This is a genomic window from Mangrovibrevibacter kandeliae, from assembly GCF_024519155.1.
Taxonomy (GTDB): Bacteria; Pseudomonadota; Alphaproteobacteria; order Rhizobiales; family Rhizobiaceae; genus Mangrovibrevibacter; species Mangrovibrevibacter kandeliae.
Genome location: NZ_JANIFJ010000001.1, coordinates 937710 through 957892, shown reverse-complemented (window position 1 = coordinate 957892; position 20183 = coordinate 937710). Strand labels below are relative to the sequence as shown.

The 20183-nt window shown below is 68.3% G+C and carries 18 protein-coding genes; 4 read left to right on the top strand and 14 right to left on the bottom strand.

Going from position 1 to position 20183, the window contains the following annotated elements; all coding sequences use genetic code 11:
* Positions 1 to 29: 29 nt before the first annotated feature.
* The 8 genes from NPA30_RS04580 to NPA30_RS04545 all read right to left on the bottom strand — a co-directional run bounded on the left by NPA30_RS04580 (position 30) and on the right by NPA30_RS04545 (position 8977).
* Entirely contained in the window at positions 30 to 1718 is a 1689-nt protein-coding gene (locus NPA30_RS04580; protein WP_256801183.1) for a methyl-accepting chemotaxis protein, read from the bottom strand.
* A gap of 382 nt (positions 1719 to 2100) precedes the next feature.
* On the bottom strand, positions 2101 to 2757 hold the full coding sequence (locus NPA30_RS04575; RefSeq protein ID WP_256801182.1) for an ElyC/SanA/YdcF family protein: 657 nt from the start codon (positions 2755 to 2757) through the stop codon (positions 2101 to 2103).
* A 24-nt stretch (positions 2758 to 2781) separates the two neighbouring features.
* The gene (locus NPA30_RS04570; RefSeq protein ID WP_256801181.1) at positions 2782 to 3813 is read right to left on the bottom strand and encodes an ABC transporter ATP-binding protein; all 1032 of its coding nucleotides are present in this window, start codon (positions 3811 to 3813) and stop codon (positions 2782 to 2784) included.
* 24 nt (positions 3814 to 3837) lie between these two features.
* A complete protein-coding gene (locus tag NPA30_RS04565) occupies positions 3838 to 4896 on the bottom strand; it encodes a Gfo/Idh/MocA family protein (RefSeq protein ID WP_256801180.1) in 1059 nt (352 codons plus the stop codon).
* A complete protein-coding gene (locus NPA30_RS04560) occupies positions 4893 to 5732 on the bottom strand; it encodes a carbohydrate ABC transporter permease (protein WP_256801179.1) in 840 nt (279 codons plus the stop codon). Before NPA30_RS04560 ends, NPA30_RS04565 begins: the two co-directional genes overlap by 4 nt.
* Positions 5733 to 5743: 11 nt before the next feature.
* On the bottom strand, positions 5744 to 6673 hold the full coding sequence (locus NPA30_RS04555; protein ID WP_256801178.1) for a carbohydrate ABC transporter permease: 930 nt from the start codon (positions 6671 to 6673) through the stop codon (positions 5744 to 5746).
* 89 nt (positions 6674 to 6762) lie between these two features.
* On the bottom strand, positions 6763 to 8016 hold the full coding sequence (locus NPA30_RS04550) for an ABC transporter substrate-binding protein (RefSeq protein WP_256801177.1): 1254 nt from the start codon (positions 8014 to 8016) through the stop codon (positions 6763 to 6765).
* A gap of 31 nt (positions 8017 to 8047) precedes the next feature.
* On the bottom strand, positions 8048 to 8977 hold the full coding sequence (locus NPA30_RS04545; RefSeq protein WP_256801176.1) for an N-acetylmuramic acid 6-phosphate etherase: 930 nt from the start codon (positions 8975 to 8977) through the stop codon (positions 8048 to 8050).
* 200 nt (positions 8978 to 9177) lie between these two features.
* Here NPA30_RS04545 and NPA30_RS04540 point away from each other — a divergent pair, with 200 nt between their 5' ends.
* The 4 genes from NPA30_RS04540 to nagA are packed head-to-tail and all read left to right on the top strand — an operon-like array spanning position 9178 to position 13047.
* Positions 9178 to 10059 carry a BadF/BadG/BcrA/BcrD ATPase family protein gene (locus tag NPA30_RS04540; protein WP_256801175.1) on the top strand — a complete coding sequence of 294 codons (882 nt, stop codon included), beginning with the start codon at positions 9178 to 9180 and terminating at the stop codon, positions 10057 to 10059.
* Positions 10056 to 10865: a GntR family transcriptional regulator gene (locus NPA30_RS04535; RefSeq protein ID WP_256801174.1), complete on the top strand. Its 810-nt coding sequence runs from the start codon at positions 10056 to 10058 to the stop codon at positions 10863 to 10865. The genes NPA30_RS04540 and NPA30_RS04535 overlap by 4 nt, the downstream gene beginning before the upstream one ends.
* Complete coding sequence (locus tag NPA30_RS04530; RefSeq protein ID WP_256801173.1) at positions 10862 to 11887, top strand: SIS domain-containing protein; 1026 nt, start codon at positions 10862 to 10864, stop codon at positions 11885 to 11887. Before NPA30_RS04535 ends, NPA30_RS04530 begins: the two co-directional genes overlap by 4 nt.
* A complete protein-coding gene (gene nagA / locus NPA30_RS04525; protein ID WP_256801172.1) occupies positions 11887 to 13047 on the top strand; it encodes an N-acetylglucosamine-6-phosphate deacetylase in 1161 nt (386 codons plus the stop codon). Before NPA30_RS04530 ends, nagA begins: the two co-directional genes overlap by 1 nt.
* Positions 13048 to 13058: 11 nt before the next feature.
* Here nagA and NPA30_RS04520 read toward each other — a convergent pair whose 3' ends face one another.
* From NPA30_RS04520 to NPA30_RS04495, 6 genes are all read right to left on the bottom strand, one after another.
* Positions 13059 to 14582 carry a carboxypeptidase M32 gene (locus NPA30_RS04520; protein ID WP_256801171.1) on the bottom strand — a complete coding sequence of 508 codons (1524 nt, stop codon included), beginning with the start codon at positions 14580 to 14582 and terminating at the stop codon, positions 13059 to 13061.
* Positions 14583 to 14597: 15 nt separating this feature from the next.
* On the bottom strand, positions 14598 to 15659 hold the full coding sequence (locus tag NPA30_RS04515; protein ID WP_256801170.1) for an ABC transporter ATP-binding protein: 1062 nt from the start codon (positions 15657 to 15659) through the stop codon (positions 14598 to 14600).
* The gene (locus NPA30_RS04510) at positions 15656 to 16672 is read right to left on the bottom strand and encodes an ABC transporter ATP-binding protein (protein WP_256801169.1); all 1017 of its coding nucleotides are present in this window, start codon (positions 16670 to 16672) and stop codon (positions 15656 to 15658) included. Before NPA30_RS04510 ends, NPA30_RS04515 begins: the two co-directional genes overlap by 4 nt.
* Positions 16669 to 17526, bottom strand: a complete 858-nt coding sequence (locus NPA30_RS04505; RefSeq protein ID WP_256801168.1) for an ABC transporter permease — start codon at positions 17524 to 17526, stop codon at positions 16669 to 16671. The genes NPA30_RS04510 and NPA30_RS04505 overlap by 4 nt, the downstream gene beginning before the upstream one ends.
* The gene (locus tag NPA30_RS04500; protein ID WP_256801167.1) at positions 17523 to 18461 is read right to left on the bottom strand and encodes an ABC transporter permease; all 939 of its coding nucleotides are present in this window, start codon (positions 18459 to 18461) and stop codon (positions 17523 to 17525) included. Before NPA30_RS04500 ends, NPA30_RS04505 begins: the two co-directional genes overlap by 4 nt.
* Positions 18462 to 18532: 71 nt before the next feature.
* Entirely contained in the window at positions 18533 to 20110 is a 1578-nt protein-coding gene (locus NPA30_RS04495; protein WP_256801166.1) for an ABC transporter substrate-binding protein, read from the bottom strand.
* Between the last annotated feature and the right edge of the window lie 73 nt (positions 20111 to 20183).

Genomic DNA, 20183 nt, shown 5'->3' with positions numbered 1-20183 from the left:
AGCGCGCGGCTGCCCCCGACGATCGTCGGTCAGGCCGCGCGGGCGTGCGAACCGTAGCCGCCGGAGTGGCGAATGTTCGCCGCACCGGTGCGGAACTTCGCCAGAAGCTTGTTGAGATCGCCCGCCTCCGTCGCCAGCTCGTTGCCGGCCGCGGTCGTCTCCTCGACCATCGCGGCGTTCTGCTGGGTGGCGTTGTTGAGCGTCCCGATCGCGACGTTGATCTCGTTGAGGCCGATCGCCTGTGAGCGCGCCGTTTCCACGATCGACGCCACGAGGCCGTCGATCTCGAGGACGCCGGTGACGATCGCCTGCAGCGACTTGCCGGCTTCGCCGACGAGTTCGACGCCGGACTGCACCTGATGATGCGAGGTGGAGATCAGATCCTTGATCTCCTTTGCCGCTTCCGCCGAGCGCTGGGCGAGCCCACGGACCTCCTGGGCGACGACGGCAAAGCCGCGTCCCGCCTCGCCGGCGCGCGCCGCCTCGACGCCGGCGTTCAGCGCCAGAAGGTTGGTCTGGAAGGCGATCTCGTCGATCACGCCGATGATCTTGCCGATCGCTTCGGAGGACTTCTCGATATGGGCCATCGCCTCGACGGCACGCGAGACGCTGACACCGGACCGCTCGGCATCGGCCTTGGTGCGCCCGACCAATTGCCCGGCCTCCTCGGCCCGCTTGCTCGACTGCTTCACCGTGTCCGTCAGCTCGGACAGGGTCGCCGACGTCTCTTCCAGCGCCGAGGCCTGCTGCTCGGTGCGACCGGCAAGGTCGTCCGCAGCGCGACGGATCTGGTCCGCGCCGCCCTTGATCGTGGCGGCATGGGCGCCGACTTCGCGCATCGCCTCGCGCAGATGCTCGATCGACTCGTTGAAGTCGGTCTTCAGCGACAGGAAGTTCGGCGAGAACTCCATCTGAAGCTGCTGCTCGAGGTCGCCCTGGGCGAGTTCCCGCAGGCCTGCGCCCAGCGCCCGCACCGAGGCGATCCGCAGCGTGATGTCGGTGGCGAACTTCACCACCTTGAAGACCTTGCCGTCCTGATCCTTGATCGGGTTGTAGGAGGCCTGGATGTGGACCTCCTTGCCGCCCTTGCCGACGCGCTTGAACTGGTCGGCGACGTACTGGCCACTGCGCAGCTTTGCCCAGAACTGCTCGTAATCGGCGGAGTTGGCGAAGGCCGGCTCGACGAACATGCGATGATGCTTGCCCCGGATTTCCTCCAGGCGGTACCCCATCGTCGTGAGGAAGTTCTCGTTCGCGTTCAGGATCTCGCCCGAAGGCGTGAACTCGATGATCGCCTGCACGCGCGACAGCGCGTCCCGCCAGGCTGCAGTCTCCAGCTCCCCGAGCTTGGTCTCGGTGATGTCGCTCGCAACCTTGACCACCTTGTAGACCTTGCCGCCGCCATCGCGCACCGGATTGTAGGACGCGCGGATGACCACCACACGGCCACCCTTGCCGTAGCGCCAGAACACGCCGCTCTCGCTTTCGCCGCGCGCCAGCGTCTGCCAGAACTGCTTGTATTCGTTGGAGTTCGCGTAGTCCGGCGCGGCAAACATGCTGTGGTGACGGCCCTGGATCTCCGCGAGCTGGTAGCCCATCGTCGTCAGGAAGTTTTCGTTCGCCGTCAGGATCTTGCCCGTCGGATCGAACTCGATCACGGCCAGCGACTTGGAGATGGCGCCGAGTACGTTGGCGGCGTCCGAACGAAAAAGAGCCATGCGCTATCGCTTTCTGCTAGGGGCGCCCGGGGGACGCGGGCACAATGGTGTTTCCACGAGCATTCGCTCATAACCCTTTGAAAAGCGGTTAAGCTCAGTCGTCAAAAAAAGTAGTTACGTACAACTGAGGGTTCTCGCTGGAGATCTCTACTCGCCGATCCGGAAGAAAATCTAGACATGGGACGAGTTGCGCCGACATAAACCGACAGCCATCAAGTGTAAGCCAAGCTGATCGCCCTCTCCTCCGCACGCGTCCGCCTCACGATGTCGTGACCAGTCGCGACCAACGAGTGTCGACCGTCTGCGCCCGGGCGAGGCGCTCCGACCTGCGGGGCACCGCCCACCAATCCGGCGCCGCCGTCGGTTTCATCCATCACACGCGCTAAAGCCGGTGGCGGTTGTAGCCGGCCCCAGCGACCACCGCAGCGGCCGCGTGCACCGCCTCCGGCACCTCGGCCTCGGCCTGCAGTCCGCGCGCCGGGTAGGCCAGCACGCGGTCGAAGTCGCCAACCATCTCCTCCAGGATCCTCTCGGCGCCGAACAGGTCCAACGCCTGCGAAAGGCTGCGGGAGGGCGCCGTGACGCTCCAATCGACCAGCGTCGTCTGGCGACGCAAGGTAAGTGCGAGCCGCAGCCGGGTCTGTGGCTTGGTCACCCAGAGCGTGCGCGACAGCCCGCGCCCGCGCAGAAGTGCCTCGCTCGCCACGACATTGGCGCCGAGATTGGTGGCCGTCGGCTCGAGCAGGATCCGATCCGCCGGCACGCCCTCACGACGCGCCACGGCAGCGAAGCGCGCTGCCTCGGTGTCACCGAACTCGCCAGCGGTCCAGTTGCCTTCCCTGCCGCTGAAGACCAGCCACGGCGCCCGATCCGCCAGCACCAGCTCCGCGGCATGGCGGGCGACGCTGTCGTCGTAGCTGCCGAGACCGACCACCGCATCGAACCGCGCCCCGTCGGGCGGCGGGGCAACGGCGTTGTGGAAGTCCCACAGCGTCAGCGCCGCGGCGAACAGGTCTGGCGACAGCGCGTGCGCGGTCATGGACACCCTTCGTCCGGCCGCGCGTCAGGCGGCGGGTGCCTCGGATGCCAAGGGCTCCGACAGCGTCGCTCCGTCCGGGGCGAAGCGATAGAGCCGCTTGGGGTCGGGTGTCAGATGCAGGACGTCATCGGCCCGGTAGCGGTGCTCGCCGAACAGCCGCACAGCCATCGTGCCGATCCGCTCGCAGTCGACGAAGAGAACCGTATCGGCGCCGAGATGCTCGGCGTGCAGCACCCTTCCCCGCCACTCGCCCGCCTGCGGGTCGACCGCGATGTGCTCCGGCCGCACGCCGATCGCGGCCGCATCGCGGCGGCCCAGCCGGTCGGCCTCGACGAAATTCATCTTCGGCGAGCCGATGAAGCCGGCGACGAAGCGATTGGCCGGCCGGTTGTAGAGCTCCATCGGCGCGCCGATCTGCTCCACCCGGCCGCCGTTCAGGACGACGATCTTGTCGGCGAGGGTCATCGCCTCGACCTGATCGTGGGTGACGTAGATCATCGTCGCCTTCAGCTCGCGGTGGAGCCGGGCGATCTCGATGCGGGTGTTGACCCGCAGCGCCGCGTCGAGATTGGACAGCGGCTCGTCGAACAGGAACAGCTTCGGATGCCGCACGATCGCGCGGCCGATGGCGACGCGTTGGCGCTGGCCGCCGGAGAGCTCAGCCGGACGGCGGTCGAGGTAGTCGCCGAGCGACAGCATCGTCGACGCCTCGGCAACGCGCGCCTTGATCTCCGAGGCGCTGCCGCCCGCCTGCTTCAGGCCGAGGGCCATGTTGTCGCGCACCTTGAGATGCGGATAGAGCGCGTAGCTCTGGAACACCATCGCGATGCCCCGCTTGGCCGGCGGCACGCCGTCCATCGCCTCGCCGTCGATCACCACCTGGCCGGACGTCGCGTCCTCCAGCCCGGCAATGACGCGCAGCAGGGTCGACTTGCCGCAGCCGGACGGACCGACGAAGACCACGAACTCGCCGTCGGCCACATCGAGGTCGATGCCGCGCAGCACCTCGATCGGTCCGAAGCTTTTGCGGATGGTGTTGAGCGTCAGCGATCCCAAGGGGCGATCCTGTGATGAGGGCGGTCAGAGATGGACGGGGCGGCCGGAGCGCACGCTCTCGTCGGCGGCAAGGCAGATCCGGAGCGACTGGACGGCGTCCTCCATGTGCCGAGACAGGTCGGCGCCGGTGCGGATGGCCTCGAGCACGAAGCGCTGCTCGCGCTCGCACAGCTCCTGATGCCCGGGTTCGCCGGCCATCTGCAGCATCTCGTCGGGCTGGGCAAAGCGTCCGTCTGCCGCCGCCGCGCGATGGATGCGGATGCGGGCGGTCCTGGTGTGGGTGTCGATGTCGTCCGACTTCGCGCCCTCGTCCATGACGATCGAGACCGCGCCGTTCGGGGACATCACGTCCTTCACGAAGAAGGCTGCCTGGGAGATCATCGGTCCCCACGCGGCCTCGTACCAGCCGACCGAGCCGTCGGCGAAGATCACCTGCAGGTGGCCGTAATTGTACATGTCCGGCGCGATCTCGTCCGACAGGCGCAGGCCCATGCCGCGCACCTCCACCGGCTTGGCGTCGGTGATCTGGCACATCACGTCGACATAGTGGACGCCGCAGTCGACGATCGGCGGGGTCGTCTGCATCAGCGCCCTGTGGGTCTGCCAGGTCGGACCGACCGACTGCTGGTTGAGGTTCATCCGGAAGACGTAGGGGCCGCCGAGCGCCCGCGCCTCCGCAATCAGCCTCATCCAGGACGGATGGTGGCGCAGGATGTAGCCGACGACGAGCTTGCGCCCGTTCGCCTTCGCCGCCGCGACGACACGCTCGGCATCGGCGACGCTCGTCGCCAGCGGCTTTTCGACAAAGACATGTGCACCGGCTTCCATCGCGGCAATCGCCTGCTCGGCATGGGCATCCGAATAGGTGCAGATCGACACGACGTCGGGGGCCAGTTCGCGCAGGGCCTCGTCGAAATCCGGCCGGATCACGTGGCCGGCGAGCGCCTCGGGCAGCGCCTTCGGCGAGCGATTGACGAGACCGGCGATCTCGAACCCGTCGATCGCCTCGTAGGCGAGCGCATGGCTCATGCCCATGTTGCCGAGGCCTGCGACGAGGACGCGCAGCGGGGGTGTCTCGCTCACTTGACGGCTCCCGAGGTGATGCCGCGGATCAGCTGCCGCGAGAACAGAAGATAGAGGATCATGACCGGCACGATGGCGAGCGACAGAGCCGCCAGAACCGCATTCCAGTTGGTGACGAACTGACCGATGAACATCTGCGCGCCGAGCGTCACGGTCTTCGTCGCTTCCGACGGCGCCAGGATCAGCGGAAACCAGAGGTCGTTCCAGATCGGGATCATGGTGAAGACGGCGACGGTCGCCATCGCCGGCCGCACCAGCGGCAGCACGAGGCGGAAGAAGATGCGATACTCCGACAGTCCATCGATGCGGCCGGCATTCTTCAGGTCGTCCGACACCTGCGACATGAACTCCGACAGGATGAACACCGACAGCGGCAGGCCCTGAGCCGTATAGACGAGGATCAGCGCGGTCAGCGTGTTGACGAGGCCAGTCGCCACCATCTCCTGGAGGATGGCGATAGTGCCGAGCCGGATCGGGATCATGATCCCGAGGGCGAGATAGAGGCCCGTCAGGCGACTGCCGCGGAAGCGGTACTCCGACAGCGCGAAGGCTGCCATCGCACCGAACAGGAGCACCAGCGCGATCGAGACGACGGTGACGATCAGGCTGTTCTGGAAATAGGCGGTGAAGTCGCCCTGCGACAGGACCGTTCGAAAGCCTTCGAGCGAGAAGCTCTCGGCGTCCGGCAGCGCCATCGGCGCGCGGAAGATCGCCTTTCTGGTCTTGAAGGCGTTGACCACGATCAGCAGCACGGGGAACAGCGCGATCGCCGTATAGGCGATCAGGATCGTGTGGGCAGCGATCGTGCGCGGCAGGGAGGACGTGGCGCGGCTCATCGGTTCGGCCTCTAGAACTGGTAGCGCCGCAGGCGCGTCTGGATGCCGAAGAGGTACAGGCTGACGCCTGCAAGGATGATCAGGAACATCACCGAGGCGACCGCCGCGCCCATGTTCGGGTCTCCCACCTGCAACTGGAAGCCGAAGAAGGTGCGGTAGAGGAACGTGCCGAGGATGTCGGTCGAGCCGTTCGGTCCGGCGAGCGCGCCCTGCGCCACGTAGATGAGATCGAAGGCGTTGAAGTTGCCGACGAAGGTGAGCACCGACACGATGCCGATCGACGGCAGGATGAGCGGCAGCTTGATCTTCCAGAACTGCGCGATGCCGGTGATCCCGTCGCACTCGGCCGCCTCGAGAACCTCGTTCGGGATCGACAGGAGCGCGGCGTAGATCAGCATCATCGGGATGCCGACGAACTGCCAGACCGAGATCAGGCTGAGCGCGGTCAACGCGTAGGTCTCGTCGCCGAGCCAGGGCTCGAACAGGACCTTCAGGCCGACGAGATCGAGCAGCGAAGGTGCGACGCCCCAGAGAGGCGACAGAATGAGCTTCCAGACGAAGCCGACGATGACGAAGGAGAGGATCGTCGGCACGAAGATCGCCGTGCGGTAGACGCTCGCGAACCTCAGCTTGGGATGGGACAGAAGCGCGGCGAGCGCGATGCCGATCGGGTTCTGCAGCGCCATGTGGACGATGAAGAACCAGCAGTTGTTCCACAGCGCGTTCCAGAAGCTCGACGACCAGCGCGGATCGCCGAGCAGCGTGCGGAAATTGTCGAGGCCGACGAAGACCGTCTGGTTGTCGACCTCGCGATAGAGCGACTGCTGCAGCGTGGCGAACAGCGGCAGGATCATCACGGCGGTGTAGACGAGCACCGCCGGCGCCAGGAACACCACGATATGCCAGCGGAAGGCGGGTCGGCGGGTGGCGATGGCGGTCATCCCTCGGCGGTCGTCCTTCGATCGGGCTCTGCGAGCCGTTCAATGAAGAAGCCGCGCGACAGTTCGCGCGGCTTCCCTTCGGTCGCGGCTTACTTGCCCGGCTTGTACCAGCTGTCGAGACCCTTCTGCAGGCTCGCGGCGGCCTCCTCCGGCGTCACCGTGCCGTTGATCACGTTGGCGGCGGCGGTCCAGGTCTCGTTCTCGAGGTTCGGCGTGCCACGCGACAGGATCTGGTAGGTCGAGCGCATGGTCGGCTCGCAGCTGTCGCGCCAGGACAGGAACGTCTTGGCGAGCGGGTCGGAGAGCTCGACCTTCTCGTTGGTCAGCGGGAAGAAGCCCGGCAGAGCGTTGCCGTAAAGCTCGGCGAAGTCCTTCGAGGCGACCCACTCGAGGAAGGTCCTGGCGGCTTCGGGGTGGGCGGTCTTGGCGTTCATCGCCAGCGCGTGGTCCGGCTGGTCGGAGATGAAGCACTTGCCGCCCTCCGGCACCGGCGGCGGGAAGGCGCCCATCTTGAAGTCGGCCTGAGCGTTGAACACCGAGATGTCCCACGAGCCAGCCGGGTAGATGGCCGCGCGGCCGAGGGTGAAGAGGTTCTGGCTGTCCGGATAGGCCTGCGCCTGGTAGCCGTCGCCCATGTAGGGCGCCCACTTGGCGAGCGTCTCGAACGGCTTCACCCAGTCCGGATCGGTCAGCTTCTCCTCGCCGGCGATCAGCGCCTTGCGGCCCTTCTCGCCGTCCCAGTAGTCCGGGCCGATGTTCTGGTAGCCCATCGTGGCGGCTTCCCACTGGTCCTTGGTGCCCATCGCCAGCGGGATGTAGGTGCCGTCGTCCTTGATCTTCTGCAGGAGGTCGAAGAACTCCTGCTCGGTCTTCGGCGGCTCGACGCCGAGCTCCTTGAAGGCGTCGGCGTTGTAGATGAAGCCGTGGATCACCGAGGCCATCGGCACGCAGAAGGTCGTCTTGGCGTCATCGGTCTGCCACGCCGCCTTGGCGACGTCGGAGAAGTTCTCCATGCCCTTCACGTCGTCGACCGGGGCGAGGTAACCCTTCTTGTAGAGCTCGAGCGAAGCGTCGAAGGGGCGGCAGGTGATGAGGTCGCCGGCCGATCCGGCGGCGAGCTTGGCGTTCAGGGCGGCGTTGTACTCGGTCGGCGCGGCCGGCTGGAACGTCACCTTGATGTCTGGGTGGGCCTTCTCGAAGGCCGGGATGATCTTCTCCTGCCAGACCTGCAGGTCGTCGTTGCGCCAGCTCTCGATGGTGAGCGAGACATCCTCGGCCATCGCCGGGGCGACGCCCGCGATGATGGTCGAGGCCATGAGCATGGATGCGAATGCGGTCTTCATGCCTGATACTCCCTGTTGGACACGATGTGCTTCAGGATTTCGCGCCGCCATGGCGGCTGGAGGACGACTCTGTGAGGCCGGCCAGCGCCGGGCGCACCCGCATGCCCGCGCGCGTCAGCCGCGCATGCGCGTCGGCCCGGTCGGCGGCACCCGCGGCGATCAGGATCGCGTGCTTGACCGAGCCCCCGGCGCGCCCGATCGCATCGGTCGCCTCCGGTTCGCCCGCGCCGGACAGGCGGGCGACGATGCCGACGGCGCGCGTGCGCAGCTTGGCGTTGTCGGCGGTCACGTTGACCATCAGGCCGTCATGGATATGGCCGAGCTTCAGCGCGATCAGCGTCGACAGGACGTTGAGCGCGATCTTCTGCGCCGTGCCGGCGCCCATCCGGGTCGATCCGGCGAGAAGCTCGGGCGGGGTCGCGAGCAGCACCGGTGCATCGGCGGCCTTGAGCAACGGCGCGCCGGCATTGTTGGCGATGCCGATCGTTCTCGCGCCCCGCGCGCCGGCCGCCTTCAGCGCGGCCAGCGTATAGGGCGTCGAGCCGCTCGCCGAGACGGCGATGACGCAATCCTCAGGACCGATTCCGGCGGCGCCGACATCTGACGCGGCGAGATCGACGTCGTCCTCGGCCCCGCCGGTCATCGCGTTCAGCGTCTGCGGCGCGCCGGCGAAAAGCACGACCACCCGCTCGCGATCGATGCCGAATGTGCCCGGCAGCTCAAGGGCGTCCGCCAGCGCCATCAGGCCGGAGCTGCCGGCCCCGGCATAGACGAGCCGCCCGGGGCCTGCGAGCGCTGCGGCGCCGAGTTCGGCAGCCGCGGCGAGCGCCTCCGCCCCGCCCGCGACCACCCCCGCCGCGGCGCACTGCGCCGTCGCCAGACGCCGCGCGACATCCGCCGGCTCGAGCATGTCGAGCCCCGCGGCCTGGTCGTGCAGCATTTCCGTGCGGTTTGGCGCCATGCCTCAATTCCTCTCACCGTCAGTTGAGACCAAATCGATACCAACTGTCCAGTGGGAATCAGTGCGGCGAAGAAAGTCTTCCGCGGTTTCCGAAGTGATTTAAGGCTTTTCAATGCCTTACGCGTGTAGCTCAGACGCGCCTGCGTTTTCGGCTGTGCAAATGGTCGTAGATTGGTATTATCGCGATCAGGAGGCACGAGATGACCTATGTGGTTGGCATCGACGGCGGCGGCACCAGCTGCCGAGTGGCCATCGGCGACGAGACGGGACGTATCCTCGCGCAGGCGCAGAGCGGTCCGGCCAACATCCGCACCGACCTCGAAGGCGCGCATGCCAACATCGTCGCGGCCACCACGACGGCTGCCGAGCGTGCGAACCTTTCGATGGACGTGCTCGGGACCGCTGCGGCGGTGCTGGGCCTCGCCGGCGGCAATGTCGGCCGCCATGCCGCGGTGCTGCGCTCGATGCTGCCGTTTCGCGAAAGCCGGGTCGTCAGCGACGGGCTCATCGCATTGCACGGCGCGCTCGGTCCGCATGACGGCGTCATCGCCATCCTCGGCACCGGCTCGGTGTTCTTCGTGCGCCGGCAGGGAACCGTCCGCTCCGTCGGCGGGTGGGGCTTTCAGGTCGGCGACCTCGCCAGCGGCGCGCGGATCGGACGGCAGCTGCTGGAGGAGACGCTCCTCGCCTTTGACGGCGTGCGCCCCGGCAGCCCGCTCACCGACAGGGTCATGGAAACCTTCGACGGCGACCCGCGGCGCATCGTCGACCAGGTCCGCGACGCGACGCCCGGCTTCTACGGCAGCTTCGCCCCGTCGATTGTCGAGGCCGCCTCTGCGGGTGACGGCGTGGCCGAGGACATCTTGGAGGCCGGCCGGCGCGACATCGAGCGCATGCTGGCCGTGATCGTTGCGCCGGACACGGACCGCATCTGCCTGCTCGGCGGGCTGGCACCGACCTATGCCGCACGTCTGTCCGACACCTACCTGCAGCGCCTGAAGCCGCCAATCGGCGATGCGCTGCAGGGTGCGGTCGCGATGGCCGCCGCGGGTGCGGCGTCCTCGGCAGGCAGCACCACATGAGCGCCACGCTCGACGCTCTCCTCTCGCCGGGCTCCTTCGCCACAGGAACCGCCGGTCCTCGCTACCTGCAGCTGAAGCGGCTGATCGAGGAGGCGATCCGGAGCGGGCTCGTGCGTCAGGGCGAGGCGCTGCCGGCCGAGCGGGAGATCGCCGCGCGCACCGCCCTCTCGCGCGTCACCGTACGTCGCGCGGTGCAGGATCTCGTCGACGCCGGTCTTCTGTTCCAGCGCCACGGCTCGGGAACCTTCGTCGCCCCGCGGATCGGCCGCGTCGAGCAATCCCTGTCCGAACTGACCTCGTTCAGCGAGGACATGGCCGCGCGCGGCATCCAGGTGCGCTCGGTCTGGCTCGACCGCGGCATCTATCCGCCCTCACCCGAGGAGTTCGTGGCGCTCGGCCTGTTCTCCAACGAGCGGGTGGCGCGGGTGGCGCGACTGCGCGTCGGCAACGGCGAACCGCTCGCGATCGAGCGCGCGGCGCTCTCGACCACGGCGCTGCCCGATCCGGCGGCCGTGGAAGGCTCGCTCTATGCGGCGCTCGCGACGGCCGGAATGCGCCCCGTGCGTGCCATCCAGCGGATCTCGGCCGCACTCCTGAACGAAAAGGATGCCGGGTTGCTCTGCGTGGTGCCCGGTTCGGCGAGCCTCAACATCGAGCGGACCTCCTATCTCTCGACCGGGAAGGTCGTGGAGTTCACCCGCTCCATCTACCGGGCCGACGCCTACGACTTCGTCGCCGAGCTGCGGCTCTCCATGCCCTCCGCGACCAGCACCGACACCCCCAAGCCGAGCGAGGCCCCGAGATGACCGATCCGACCTTCATGCGCCGCGAGATCGCGGAGATCCCCGCCGCCGTCCGCCGCCTCCTGAGCGAGGGCGACGCCGATCTCGCCGCGGCCGGCGCGGCGTTGCGCGAGCGCGATCCGGCGGTCATCGCCACCGTCGCGCGCGGCTCCTCCGACCATGCCGCATCCTACCTGAAATACGCCATCGAGCTGACGGCCGGCGTGCCGGTCGCCTCGCTCGGCCCGTCGATCGCCTCCATCTACCACGCGCCGCTGAAGCTGGCGCGCGGGGCCTGCATCGCCATATCGCAGTCCGGCCAGAGCCCCGACATCGTCGCGCTCGCAGGCGCCGCCCGCGCAGGCGGGGCGACGGTCCTGTCGCTGACCAATGCGCCGGCGTCGCCGCTCGGCGCGGCCGCGGACCGGGTCGTCGACATCAAGGCCGGCCCGGAGCGGAGCGTCGCGGCGACCAAGAGCTTCGTCACCTCCGTCGTCGCCGGCCTCGCGGTGCTGGCCCGCTGGCAGCAGGATACGGCGCTGCAGGCGGCGCTCGCGGCGCTGCCGGATGCGTTCGAGCAGGCGATCGCCTGCGACTGGACCCCGCTCGCCGAAGCGCTCGACGGACAGGAGTCGCTGTACATCCTCGGCCGCGGTCCCGCCCACGCCATCGCCATGGAAGCCGCGCTGAAGTTCAAGGAAACCTGCGGGGTGCACGCCGAAGCCTATAGCGGCGCCGAGGTGATGCACGGACCGGTCGCGATCGTGCGGGCCGGCTTTCCGGTGATCGCGCTGATCGCGCGCGATGCCGCGCAGGCCTCGATGGCCAAAAGCGTCGCGCGGGTCGCCGGCCAGGGTGCGAACGTCTTCGCCACGGCGTCCACCGCCGGTGCGACCACCCTGCCGTTTGCCGCCACGGGGCACGCTCTCACGGACCCTCTGGTGCTCATCGCGAGCTTCTACGGCTTCATCGAGATGCTGGCGCGCCGGCGCGGCCTCGATCCGGACGCGCCGCCGCATCTGAAGAAGGTGACGGAGACGGTCTGATGGAGCGGCCCGCAGCAACCGTCTTCACCGGTGCCCGCATCTTCGACGGCGAGAGCTGGCACGACGATGCGGCCCTCACCGTCACGGCGGACGGGCGCATCCACGGCATTCGGCCCTCGCACGCCCTTCCCGAAGCCATCGAGCACGTGCGGCTCGACGGCGGCTTCCTCGCACCGGGCTTCGTCGACCTCCAGGTGAACGGCGGCGGCGGCGTGCTCTTCAACGCCCAGCCCGACATCGACGGCATCGCGGCGATCTGCCGGGCGCATGCACGCTATGGCACGGTCGCCTTGCTGCCGACGCTGATCACCGACCGCCCGGACGTGACGCGCCGGGCGCTCGACGCCGGGCGCGCGGCGGCCGAGGCCGGAGTCCCCGGCTTCCTCGGCCTCCACATCGAGGGGCCGCACCTCTCCATCGCCAGGAAGGGCGTGCATGATCCGAGTCTGATCCGGCCGATGGAGGAGACCGATTTCGCAACCCTCGCCGATGCAGCGCGGCATCTGCCGGTGCTGATGACGACGCTCGCGCCGGAGACGGTGCCGCCGGCTGAGATCCGGCGACTTGCCGAGGCGGGCGTCCTCGTGAGCCTCGGCCACTCCGACGCGGGAGCGGCACTCGCCCGAGAGGCGGCCGAGGCCGGCGCGCGGCTCGTGACGCATCTCTACAACGCCATGAGCCCCCTCGCCCACCGCGAGCCCGGCATGGTCGGCAACGCCCTCGACCACGGCCCGCTCGACGTCGGGCTGATCGCCGACGGCTTCCATGTCGATCCCGTCGCGATCCGGGTGGCGCTGCGGTCGAAGCGCGGGCCGGGCCGGATCTTCCTCGTCACCGACGCCATGTCGACCATCGGAACGGACATGACGAGCTTCACGCTGAACGGACGGACGATTCACCGCGCCGGCGGTCGCCTGACGCTCGCCGACGGCACGCTCGCCGGCGCCGACATCGACATGCTGGCGTCGATTGTCTTCCTGCACCGGCAGGTCGGCGTGCCGCTCGACGAGGCGCTGCGGATGGCCTCGCTCTATCCGGCCGAGGCGGTCGGCCAGGGCGATGTACTGGGCAGCATAAAGCCCGGCGCACGGGCGTCGCTCGTCCATCTCACGTCCGACCTGGAGCTGAAAGGCGTCTGGATCGACGGCCGGCCGGCCTGACCAGACCCGCGTCAGTCAACGCTCTTCAGCTGCGCGACCTTGTCGGTGAGATCCTTCAGATACGGGGCGGTGTCGAGCCCTCGGCCGGTCGCCCGGTTGAGGATCTCGTCCGGGGTCAGCGAGCGTCCGTGCCGGTGCACGTTTTCGCCGAGCCAGCGGCGCAGCGGCGCGTAGTCGCCCCCTTCGAGGCCAGCCGCCACGTCCGGCACAGCGGAGGCCGCCGCGAAGAGCTGCGAGCCCATGACGTTGCCGAGCGTGTAGGTCGGGAACGAGCCGACCATGCCGGACGACCAGTGCACGTCCTGCAGGACGCCCTGCGTGTCGCTCGGCACCTCGAGCCCGAGATAGGCCTTCACCTTCTCCGCCCAGACCGCCGGCAGGTCGGCGACGGCGAGGTCGCCCGTCATCAGCGCCGCCTCGATCTCCGAGCGCAGGATGATGTGGAGGTCGTAGGTCAGTTCGTCCGCCTCGACCCGGATGAGGCTCGGCCGCGCGGCGTTGACCGCCCGCCAGAACCCGTCCGCGGTAACGCCGGCGAGCGGCTCGGGGAACTCGGCCTGCAGCGCGTCGAAGTTCAGCGCCCAGAAGCGCCGCGAGCGGCCGACCCGGTTCTCCCAGAGCCGCGACTGCGACTCGTGCATGCCGAAGCTCGTGCCGCCGACCGCGTAGAGATTGACGAAGTCGGTGGTGAAGGCCGAGCGGGTGAAGGCGGGGTCGATCCCCTGCTCGTACATGCCGTGTCCGGCCTCGTGCCAGACGGCGAACAGGCCGCCCGGCAGCCAGGTCTCGCGGAAGCGGCCGGTGATGCGCACGTCGCCGCGCGTGAACGAGATCTCGAACGGGTGGACGGTGTCGTCGAGCCGGCCGCGCGAAAAGTCGTAGCCCATGCGCGCGGCGATCGCCTTCGAGAAGCGCTTCTGCCGCTCGATCGGAAAGGCCCGCTCGAGCAGCGCGGTGTCCGGCTGCGGCGCGGCCAGCGCCTCGGTGAGGAGCGGCACGAGCGTCGCCTTCAGCTCGCCGTAGAGCCCCTGCAGCCGCGCCCAGTCCATCCCCGGCTCGTAGGTCGCCACCAGCGCGTCGTAGGGATGGGCCGAGAAGCCGACGGCGTGGGCGATCTCGCGCTGGATCGCCATCATCCGCGTCAGCACCGGCGCAAAGGCGGCGAAGTCGTTTTCGGCCCGGGCCTTCGCCCAGGCGGCATTGCCGGTGGTCTTGAGAAGCGCGGCCTCCGACACCAGCGCCGCGGGAATGCGGCCGAGCGTCTCGATCCCGGCTGCGGCGGTGCGGACCGCGCGCAGGCGCAGGTCATCCTCGCCGGCTGCATGGAGTTCGTCGAGGGCGCCGTCGATGGCCCGGCGCATCGCCTCGCCGGTCGCGATGTCCCGGGCGACGCTCGTGATCGTCGCGATCTGCGCCCCGCGCGCCTCGACCCCGCCCGGCGGCATCATCACCCGCGCGTCCCAGGAGAGGAGATTTGCGGTGCACAGGAGATCGTTCAGCCGGGCGGTCTCGGCTTCGAAGGCGGCATAGCTCACGAAAGAACCCTTGGATCAGAGGGAAAGGGGTGCGGGCGCTGCGACGGCCGCGACCGACGCCGGATCGGCCTGCGGCAGGCCGAAGTCGGTCAGGTGGCAGGCGGCGCGATGCTCCGGGCCGCGCGGCGTCAGGATCGGGCGCTCGGCGAAGCAGCGGTCGAAGGCATGCGGGCACCGCGTGTTGAACAGGCAGCCCTGCGGCAGGTCGAGCGGGCTCGGCAGCTCGCCGCGCGCCGCAGCGACGCGCGTACGCCGCGTCGGATCGAGCTCCGGCGCCGCGTCGAGCAGCGCCTTGGTGTAGGGATGACGGGGCGCTGTGAAGAGCGCCTCGGTCGGCCCGACCTCGATCACCTTGCCGAGATACATCACTGCGACCCGGTGCGAGATATGCCGCACCAGCCGCAGGTCGTGGGCGACGAAGACGACCGTGAGGTGCAGCTCCTCCTGCAGCTGCAAGAGCAGGTTGACCACCTGCGCCTGCACCGAGACGTCGAGCGCGGAGACCAGCTCGTCGGCGACGAGCACGTCTGGCTCGACCGCCAGCGCCCGGGCAATGCCGATCCGCTGGCGCTGGCCGCCGGAGAACTCGTGCGGGAAACGGTCGGCCGCGTCCTGCGGCAGGCGCACCAGCTCGAGCAGCTCGGCGATGCGGCCGGGGATCTCGGCCGGAGGCCGGACGCGGTGCACCGACAGCGCCTCACCGAGGATCTGCCGCACCCGCATGCGCGGATTGAGCGACGAGTACGGGTCCTGGAAGATCATCTGGACGCGCCGGTTGAAGGCGCGCCGCTCCGCACCCCTGTACTCGGCGACGTCCTTGCCGTCGAAGCGGATGCGCCCGTCGTCGAGCTCGTGCAGGCGCACCAGGCAGCGGGCGAGCGTCGACTTGCCGCAGCCGGATTCGCCGACGATGCCGACCGTCTCGCCGCGCCGCACGGCGAGATTGACCCCGTTCAGCGCATTGACGGCCCGAGGCGGCCGACCCGCGAGGCGGTCGAGGATGCCCTGCGGCATCGGGAAGCGCTTCACCGCCTCCTCGATCTGCAGGAGCGGCAGAGGCTCCTTTGCGGCGCTCATGCCGCCACCGCCGTTCCGGCCGCGGCAACCTCGGTGTGATGGTGGCAGGCCACGAAGCGACCCGGCGCGTACGCGGCGAGCGCCGGCCGGTCGCGCCGGCAGACCTCGGTGGCAAAGGAGCAGCGCGGATTGAAGGCGCAGCCGGGCGGGATCGCGGCAAGGCTCGGCGGCGTGCCTTCGATCGACAGGAGCTGCGTGCGCTCCGCCCCACCCCGTGGCACCGAGCCGAGGAGGCCGCGCGTGTAGGCGTGATGCGGCTCGCGGAAGAGATCGACCACCGGCCCGCTCTCGACGATCCGGCCGGCATACATCACCGCCATGCGATCGCAGGTCGCGGCAACCACCCCGAGGTCGTGGGTGACGAGGACGACGCTCATCGCGAAGCGGTCGCGAAGGTCGAGGATCAGCTTCAGGATCTGGTCCTGGATCGTCACGTCGAGCGCCGTCGTCGGCTCATCGGCGAGCAAGAGTTTCGGATCGCTAGCAAGCGCGATTGCGATCATCACGCGCTGGCGCATGCCGCCTGAGAACTGATGCGGATAATCGTCGAGCCGGCTGGCGGCCGCCGGAATGCCGACGAGGTCGAGCAGTTCGATGGCGCGCTTCCGGCGTGCGCTCCGGTCGAGACTGGTGTGCGCCTTGAGGTTCTCCTCGATCTGCAGGCCGACGGTCAGCACCGGATTGAGGGCGCTCGTCGGCTCCTGGAAGATCATCGCGATCTCGCCGCCGCGCACCTTGCGCAGCTCGGGTGCGGACATCGCGACGAGATCCCGCCCCTTCCAGCTGACCGCGCCGGACACCGTTCCGGGCGCATGGACGAGGCGCATCAGCGAGCGCAGCGTGACGCTCTTGCCGGACCCCGACTCGCCGACGAGCCCGAGGACCTCGCCCGGCATGACGTCGAAGGAGACCGCATCGACGGCGGTGACCGGTCCCCGCGGCGTCTGGAACGTCGTGCTGAGGTCGCGCACGGAGAGGGCCGGCGCAGAGCCGGTATCGAGAGCGGCGCTCATTTCTTCGTCCTCAGGAGTTCGGCGAGCCCGTCGCCGAAGAGCGAGAAGCCGAGGCCGGTGATGACGATGGCAACGCCGGGAAAGACCGAGATCCACCAGGCCGTCGACATGAAGTTCTTGCCGTCGGCGATCTGCACGCCCCATTCGGCTGCGGGTGGCTGCGCGCCGAGGCCGAGATAGCCGAGGCTCGAGCCGAGCAGGATGGCGAGCGCCATGTCGGTCATCCAGTAGACGATCGCCGGCGTGATGGCGTTGGGCAAGAGGTGGCGGAAGATGATCCGCCCCGGCGTGTAGCCCATGGCCCGCCCGGCGGCGGCATAATCCAGCCGCTTCTGGACGTTCACCTCGCCGGCGACGAGCCGGCCGTAGAACACCCAGCCGATGACGCCGACGGCGATGTACATGTTCCCGAGCCCGGGCCCGAGCACCGCCACGATGGCGATGACGAGGACGAGGAACGGGAAGGAGATCACCGCATCGACGATGCGGCCGAAGATCGCCTCGGCCACCCCGCCGGCATAGCCGACGAGAGCCCCAACGATGACGCCCACGATCAGCGGGCCGGTCGTTGCGAAAACCGCGATCTGCATGTCGATCGTATAGGCGTGGATGACACGGGCAAGGACGTCGCGCCCGAAGCTGTCGGTGCCGAACGGATGCGCCCAACTCGGCGGCGACAGGATCGCCATGTAGTCCATCGCGATCGGATCGTAGGGCGCGAAGGCCGACGGAACGATGGCGAGAACCAGGCTGGCGAGGAGGATCAGACCGCCGGCGATCAGCGTGACCGGCAGGCGGCCAAGACGCAGGCGCCGGCGACGTCCGGTGCCGGGTGAAGAAACGGTCGTGCTCATCGCGCCACCCGCGGATCCAGCCAGGCCTGGACGATGTCGGTCAGAAGGAAGGTGAGCGACACGATCACCGCGAGCGCCAGCGCGAGGCCCTGCACCACCGGATAGTCGCGCCCGTAGATCGAATCGATCATCAGCCGTCCGGCACCGGGGATCGCGAACACCGTCTCGGTGATCACCGCACCGCCGAGCAGCGTGCCCACCTGCAGGCCGAACAGCGTGACGGTGGAAATCAGGGCGTTGCGAAGCACGTGACGGGTCATGATCAGGCGCGAGCGCAGGCCCTTGGCCCTGGCGAAGTCGACATACTCGGCATCGACGACCCCGATGATCGCGGCACGCAGGTTGCGCATCAGGATCGCGGCGAGGCTGAGCGCGAGGGTCAGCGCCGGCAGGAACAGATGATAGAGATGGTCGACGAAGCTCGATCCGAAGCCGCCCACGGGAAACCAGCGCAGCTGCGCACCGAAGACGGTCAGCAGAATGAGGCCCACATAGAAGACCGGCATCGACAGCCCGACCTGGAAGGCGCCGCGGATCGAGTTGTCGGCGACCCGTCCCTGCCGGGTCGCGGCGACGAAGGCGAGCGGGACGGCGAGCACCAGCGCGATCAGCGCGGCCATCGCCGTGAGCATCAGGGTCACCGGCAGGCGATCGGCGATCAGGCTGGCCACCGAGACCTTCAAGTGGATGGAGTTGCCGAGATCGCCGGTGGCGATGTTCTTCAGGAAGATCCCGAACTGCACGGGGATCGGCTGGTCGAGGCCGAGTTCGGCGTTGATCCGGGTCACGTCCGCGTCCCGCGCCCGGTCGCCGAGGATGGCGCTTGCAGGATCGCCGGGGAGCATGCGGACGAGAACGAAGATCACCACCAGGATGAAGGCCAGGGTGGGGATCAGTTGCAGGAGGCGGCGGAAGATGAAGCTCAGGAACGCCAAGTGGCCGGGTCCGATCCGTCTGACTCAGGAAGGTGCGGCGGCGGAGCGTGCGCTCCGCCGCCGATGCCCCGTTACTTGTCCATCCAAGCCGCGCGGAAGACGTTGTTGCCGAGCGGGATCTGCAGGAAGCCGTGGACCTTCTCGTTCAGAGCCACCGGATACGGCGTCTCGTAGAGCGGGATGATCGGGCCCGTGGCGTTGTAGATCTTCTGGATCTCGGCGTACTGGTCGGCGCGCGTCTTCGGATCGGTTTCCTTCTGCGAGGCTTCGAAGAGCTCGTCGGCCCGGTCGCTCTTCCAGCCCGAGTGCACCGCCTGAATGTTCTTCGAGTAGACATAGTAGGAGGTGATCTCGTTCGGATCGGCGATGTCGTCAGTCCATGCGCCGGCGCGCATGTCGAACACGCCATCACGATACTTCTGGGTGCGGGTCGCGTTGTCGACCTGCTGGAGCTCCAGCTTGATGCCGATCTGCGCCCACATCTGCTGCAGCGCGGTGGCCGTGCCGATCTCGTCCTGGCTGCCGGCGAGCACCAGGATGGAGGTCGAGAAGCCGTTCTCGAAGCCGGCCTCCTTCATCAGCTGCTTGGCCTTGTCGAGGTCGTATGGGAAGACCGCGCCCTCGCCGGTGTGCAGCGGGGTCGCCGAGGACATGTAGGACGACATCGGCGTGCCGACGCCATGGGTGACGATCTGGATAATCGCCTCCTTGTTGGCGGCGTAGTTCATCGCCTGGCGAACCTTCTCGTTCGACAGGGGATTGTCCTTGCCCTCGATCTGCGGCCGCACGTTCATGATCACGTCGGCGATGCGGGTCGACGGGAACATCTCCATGTTGATGCCCGAGGCGTTCTTCAGCTCGTCGACGCGGGCATAGGGGATCAGCTCGGCGCCGTCGATCTCGCCCGACTGGAGCTTGAGGATGCGCGTGGCGTCGTCCGGCAACAGCTCGAAGGTGATGCCGTCGAGATAGGGCAGCGGCTGGCCGTCCTCGCCCTTGGCCCAGTAATGCTCGTTCTTCACGAGCTCCATCGTCGAGCCGCGCTCCCACGACTTCAGGACGAAGGGACCGGAGCCGACCGGATGCTCGGCGAAGGCCTTCGCCTTGTCGGCGTCGGTCGCGCCTTCGGAGGCTTCGAACTGCTTCTTCGGCATGATCGCCGCGTTGAACACGGTCAGCGCAGCGAGGATCGCCGGATCCGGATGCTTCAGCTTGATGGTGATACCCTTGTCACCGTTGGCGACGACGTCGTCGACGGCGACCAGGAGGAAGTTCCAGATGCCGTTGTCCGGGTTGGCGGCGCGCTTCAGCGACCAGATGACGTCGTCCTGCGTGATCGGCGAGCCGTCGGAGAACATGATGCCGTCACGCAGGGTCAAGTCGACCGCCATGCCGTCGTCGGCAACCTTCCACTCGGTCGCGAGGCCCGGCACAAGCCCCTTGCCGTCGTCGGACGGCAGGATCAGAGTGTCGTAGAGGTTGGACAGGATCCAGATGTCGACGTTCGCGTCGTTCAGCACCGGATCGAGGAAGAGGCTGTCGGCATACCGGCCATAGGTCATAGTGCCGCCCCGTTCGACGGCGAGCGCGGCGGAGCTGGCGCCAAGGAGAAGTGCGGCGGCGAAAGCGGACTTGATAAGGGTGTTCATGGCGCTGCCTCTGCGAGGTGAGTGTCATAGCACACTGTAACGTTAGGCGGCTCAGCGGCCCGGAGTCAACGGA

Excerpts from the sequence above, each read along its gene's own strand:
- NPA30_RS04555 (WP_256801178.1), bottom strand. The coding sequence starts at position 6,673 with ATGACCGCCATCGCCACCCGCCGACCCGCCTTCCGCTGGCATATCGTG.
- NPA30_RS04575 (WP_256801182.1), bottom strand. The coding sequence starts at position 2,757 with ATGACCGCGCACGCGCTGTCGCCAGACCTGTTCGCCGCGGCGCTGACG.
- NPA30_RS04550 (WP_256801177.1), bottom strand. The coding sequence starts at position 8,016 with ATGAAGACCGCATTCGCATCCATGCTCATGGCCTCGACCATCATCGCG.
- NPA30_RS04560 (WP_256801179.1), bottom strand. The coding sequence starts at position 5,732 with ATGAGCCGCGCCACGTCCTCCCTGCCGCGCACGATCGCTGCCCACACG.
- NPA30_RS04510 (WP_256801169.1), bottom strand. The coding sequence starts at position 16,672 with ATGAGCGCCGCTCTCGATACCGGCTCTGCGCCGGCCCTCTCCGTGCGC.
- NPA30_RS04535 (WP_256801174.1), top strand. The coding sequence starts at position 10,056 with ATGAGCGCCACGCTCGACGCTCTCCTCTCGCCGGGCTCCTTCGCCACA.
- NPA30_RS04540 (WP_256801175.1), top strand. The coding sequence starts at position 9,178 with ATGACCTATGTGGTTGGCATCGACGGCGGCGGCACCAGCTGCCGAGTG.
- nagA (WP_256801172.1), top strand. The coding sequence starts at position 11,887 with ATGGAGCGGCCCGCAGCAACCGTCTTCACCGGTGCCCGCATCTTCGAC.
- NPA30_RS04545 (WP_256801176.1), bottom strand. The coding sequence starts at position 8,977 with ATGGCGCCAAACCGCACGGAAATGCTGCACGACCAGGCCGCGGGGCTC.
- NPA30_RS04580 (WP_256801183.1), bottom strand. The coding sequence starts at position 1,718 with ATGGCTCTTTTTCGTTCGGACGCCGCCAACGTACTCGGCGCCATCTCC.
- NPA30_RS04495 (WP_256801166.1), bottom strand. The coding sequence starts at position 20,110 with ATGAACACCCTTATCAAGTCCGCTTTCGCCGCCGCACTTCTCCTTGGC.
- NPA30_RS04530 (WP_256801173.1), top strand. The coding sequence starts at position 10,862 with ATGACCGATCCGACCTTCATGCGCCGCGAGATCGCGGAGATCCCCGCC.
- NPA30_RS04505 (WP_256801168.1), bottom strand. The coding sequence starts at position 17,526 with ATGAGCACGACCGTTTCTTCACCCGGCACCGGACGTCGCCGGCGCCTG.
- NPA30_RS04515 (WP_256801170.1), bottom strand. The coding sequence starts at position 15,659 with ATGAGCGCCGCAAAGGAGCCTCTGCCGCTCCTGCAGATCGAGGAGGCG.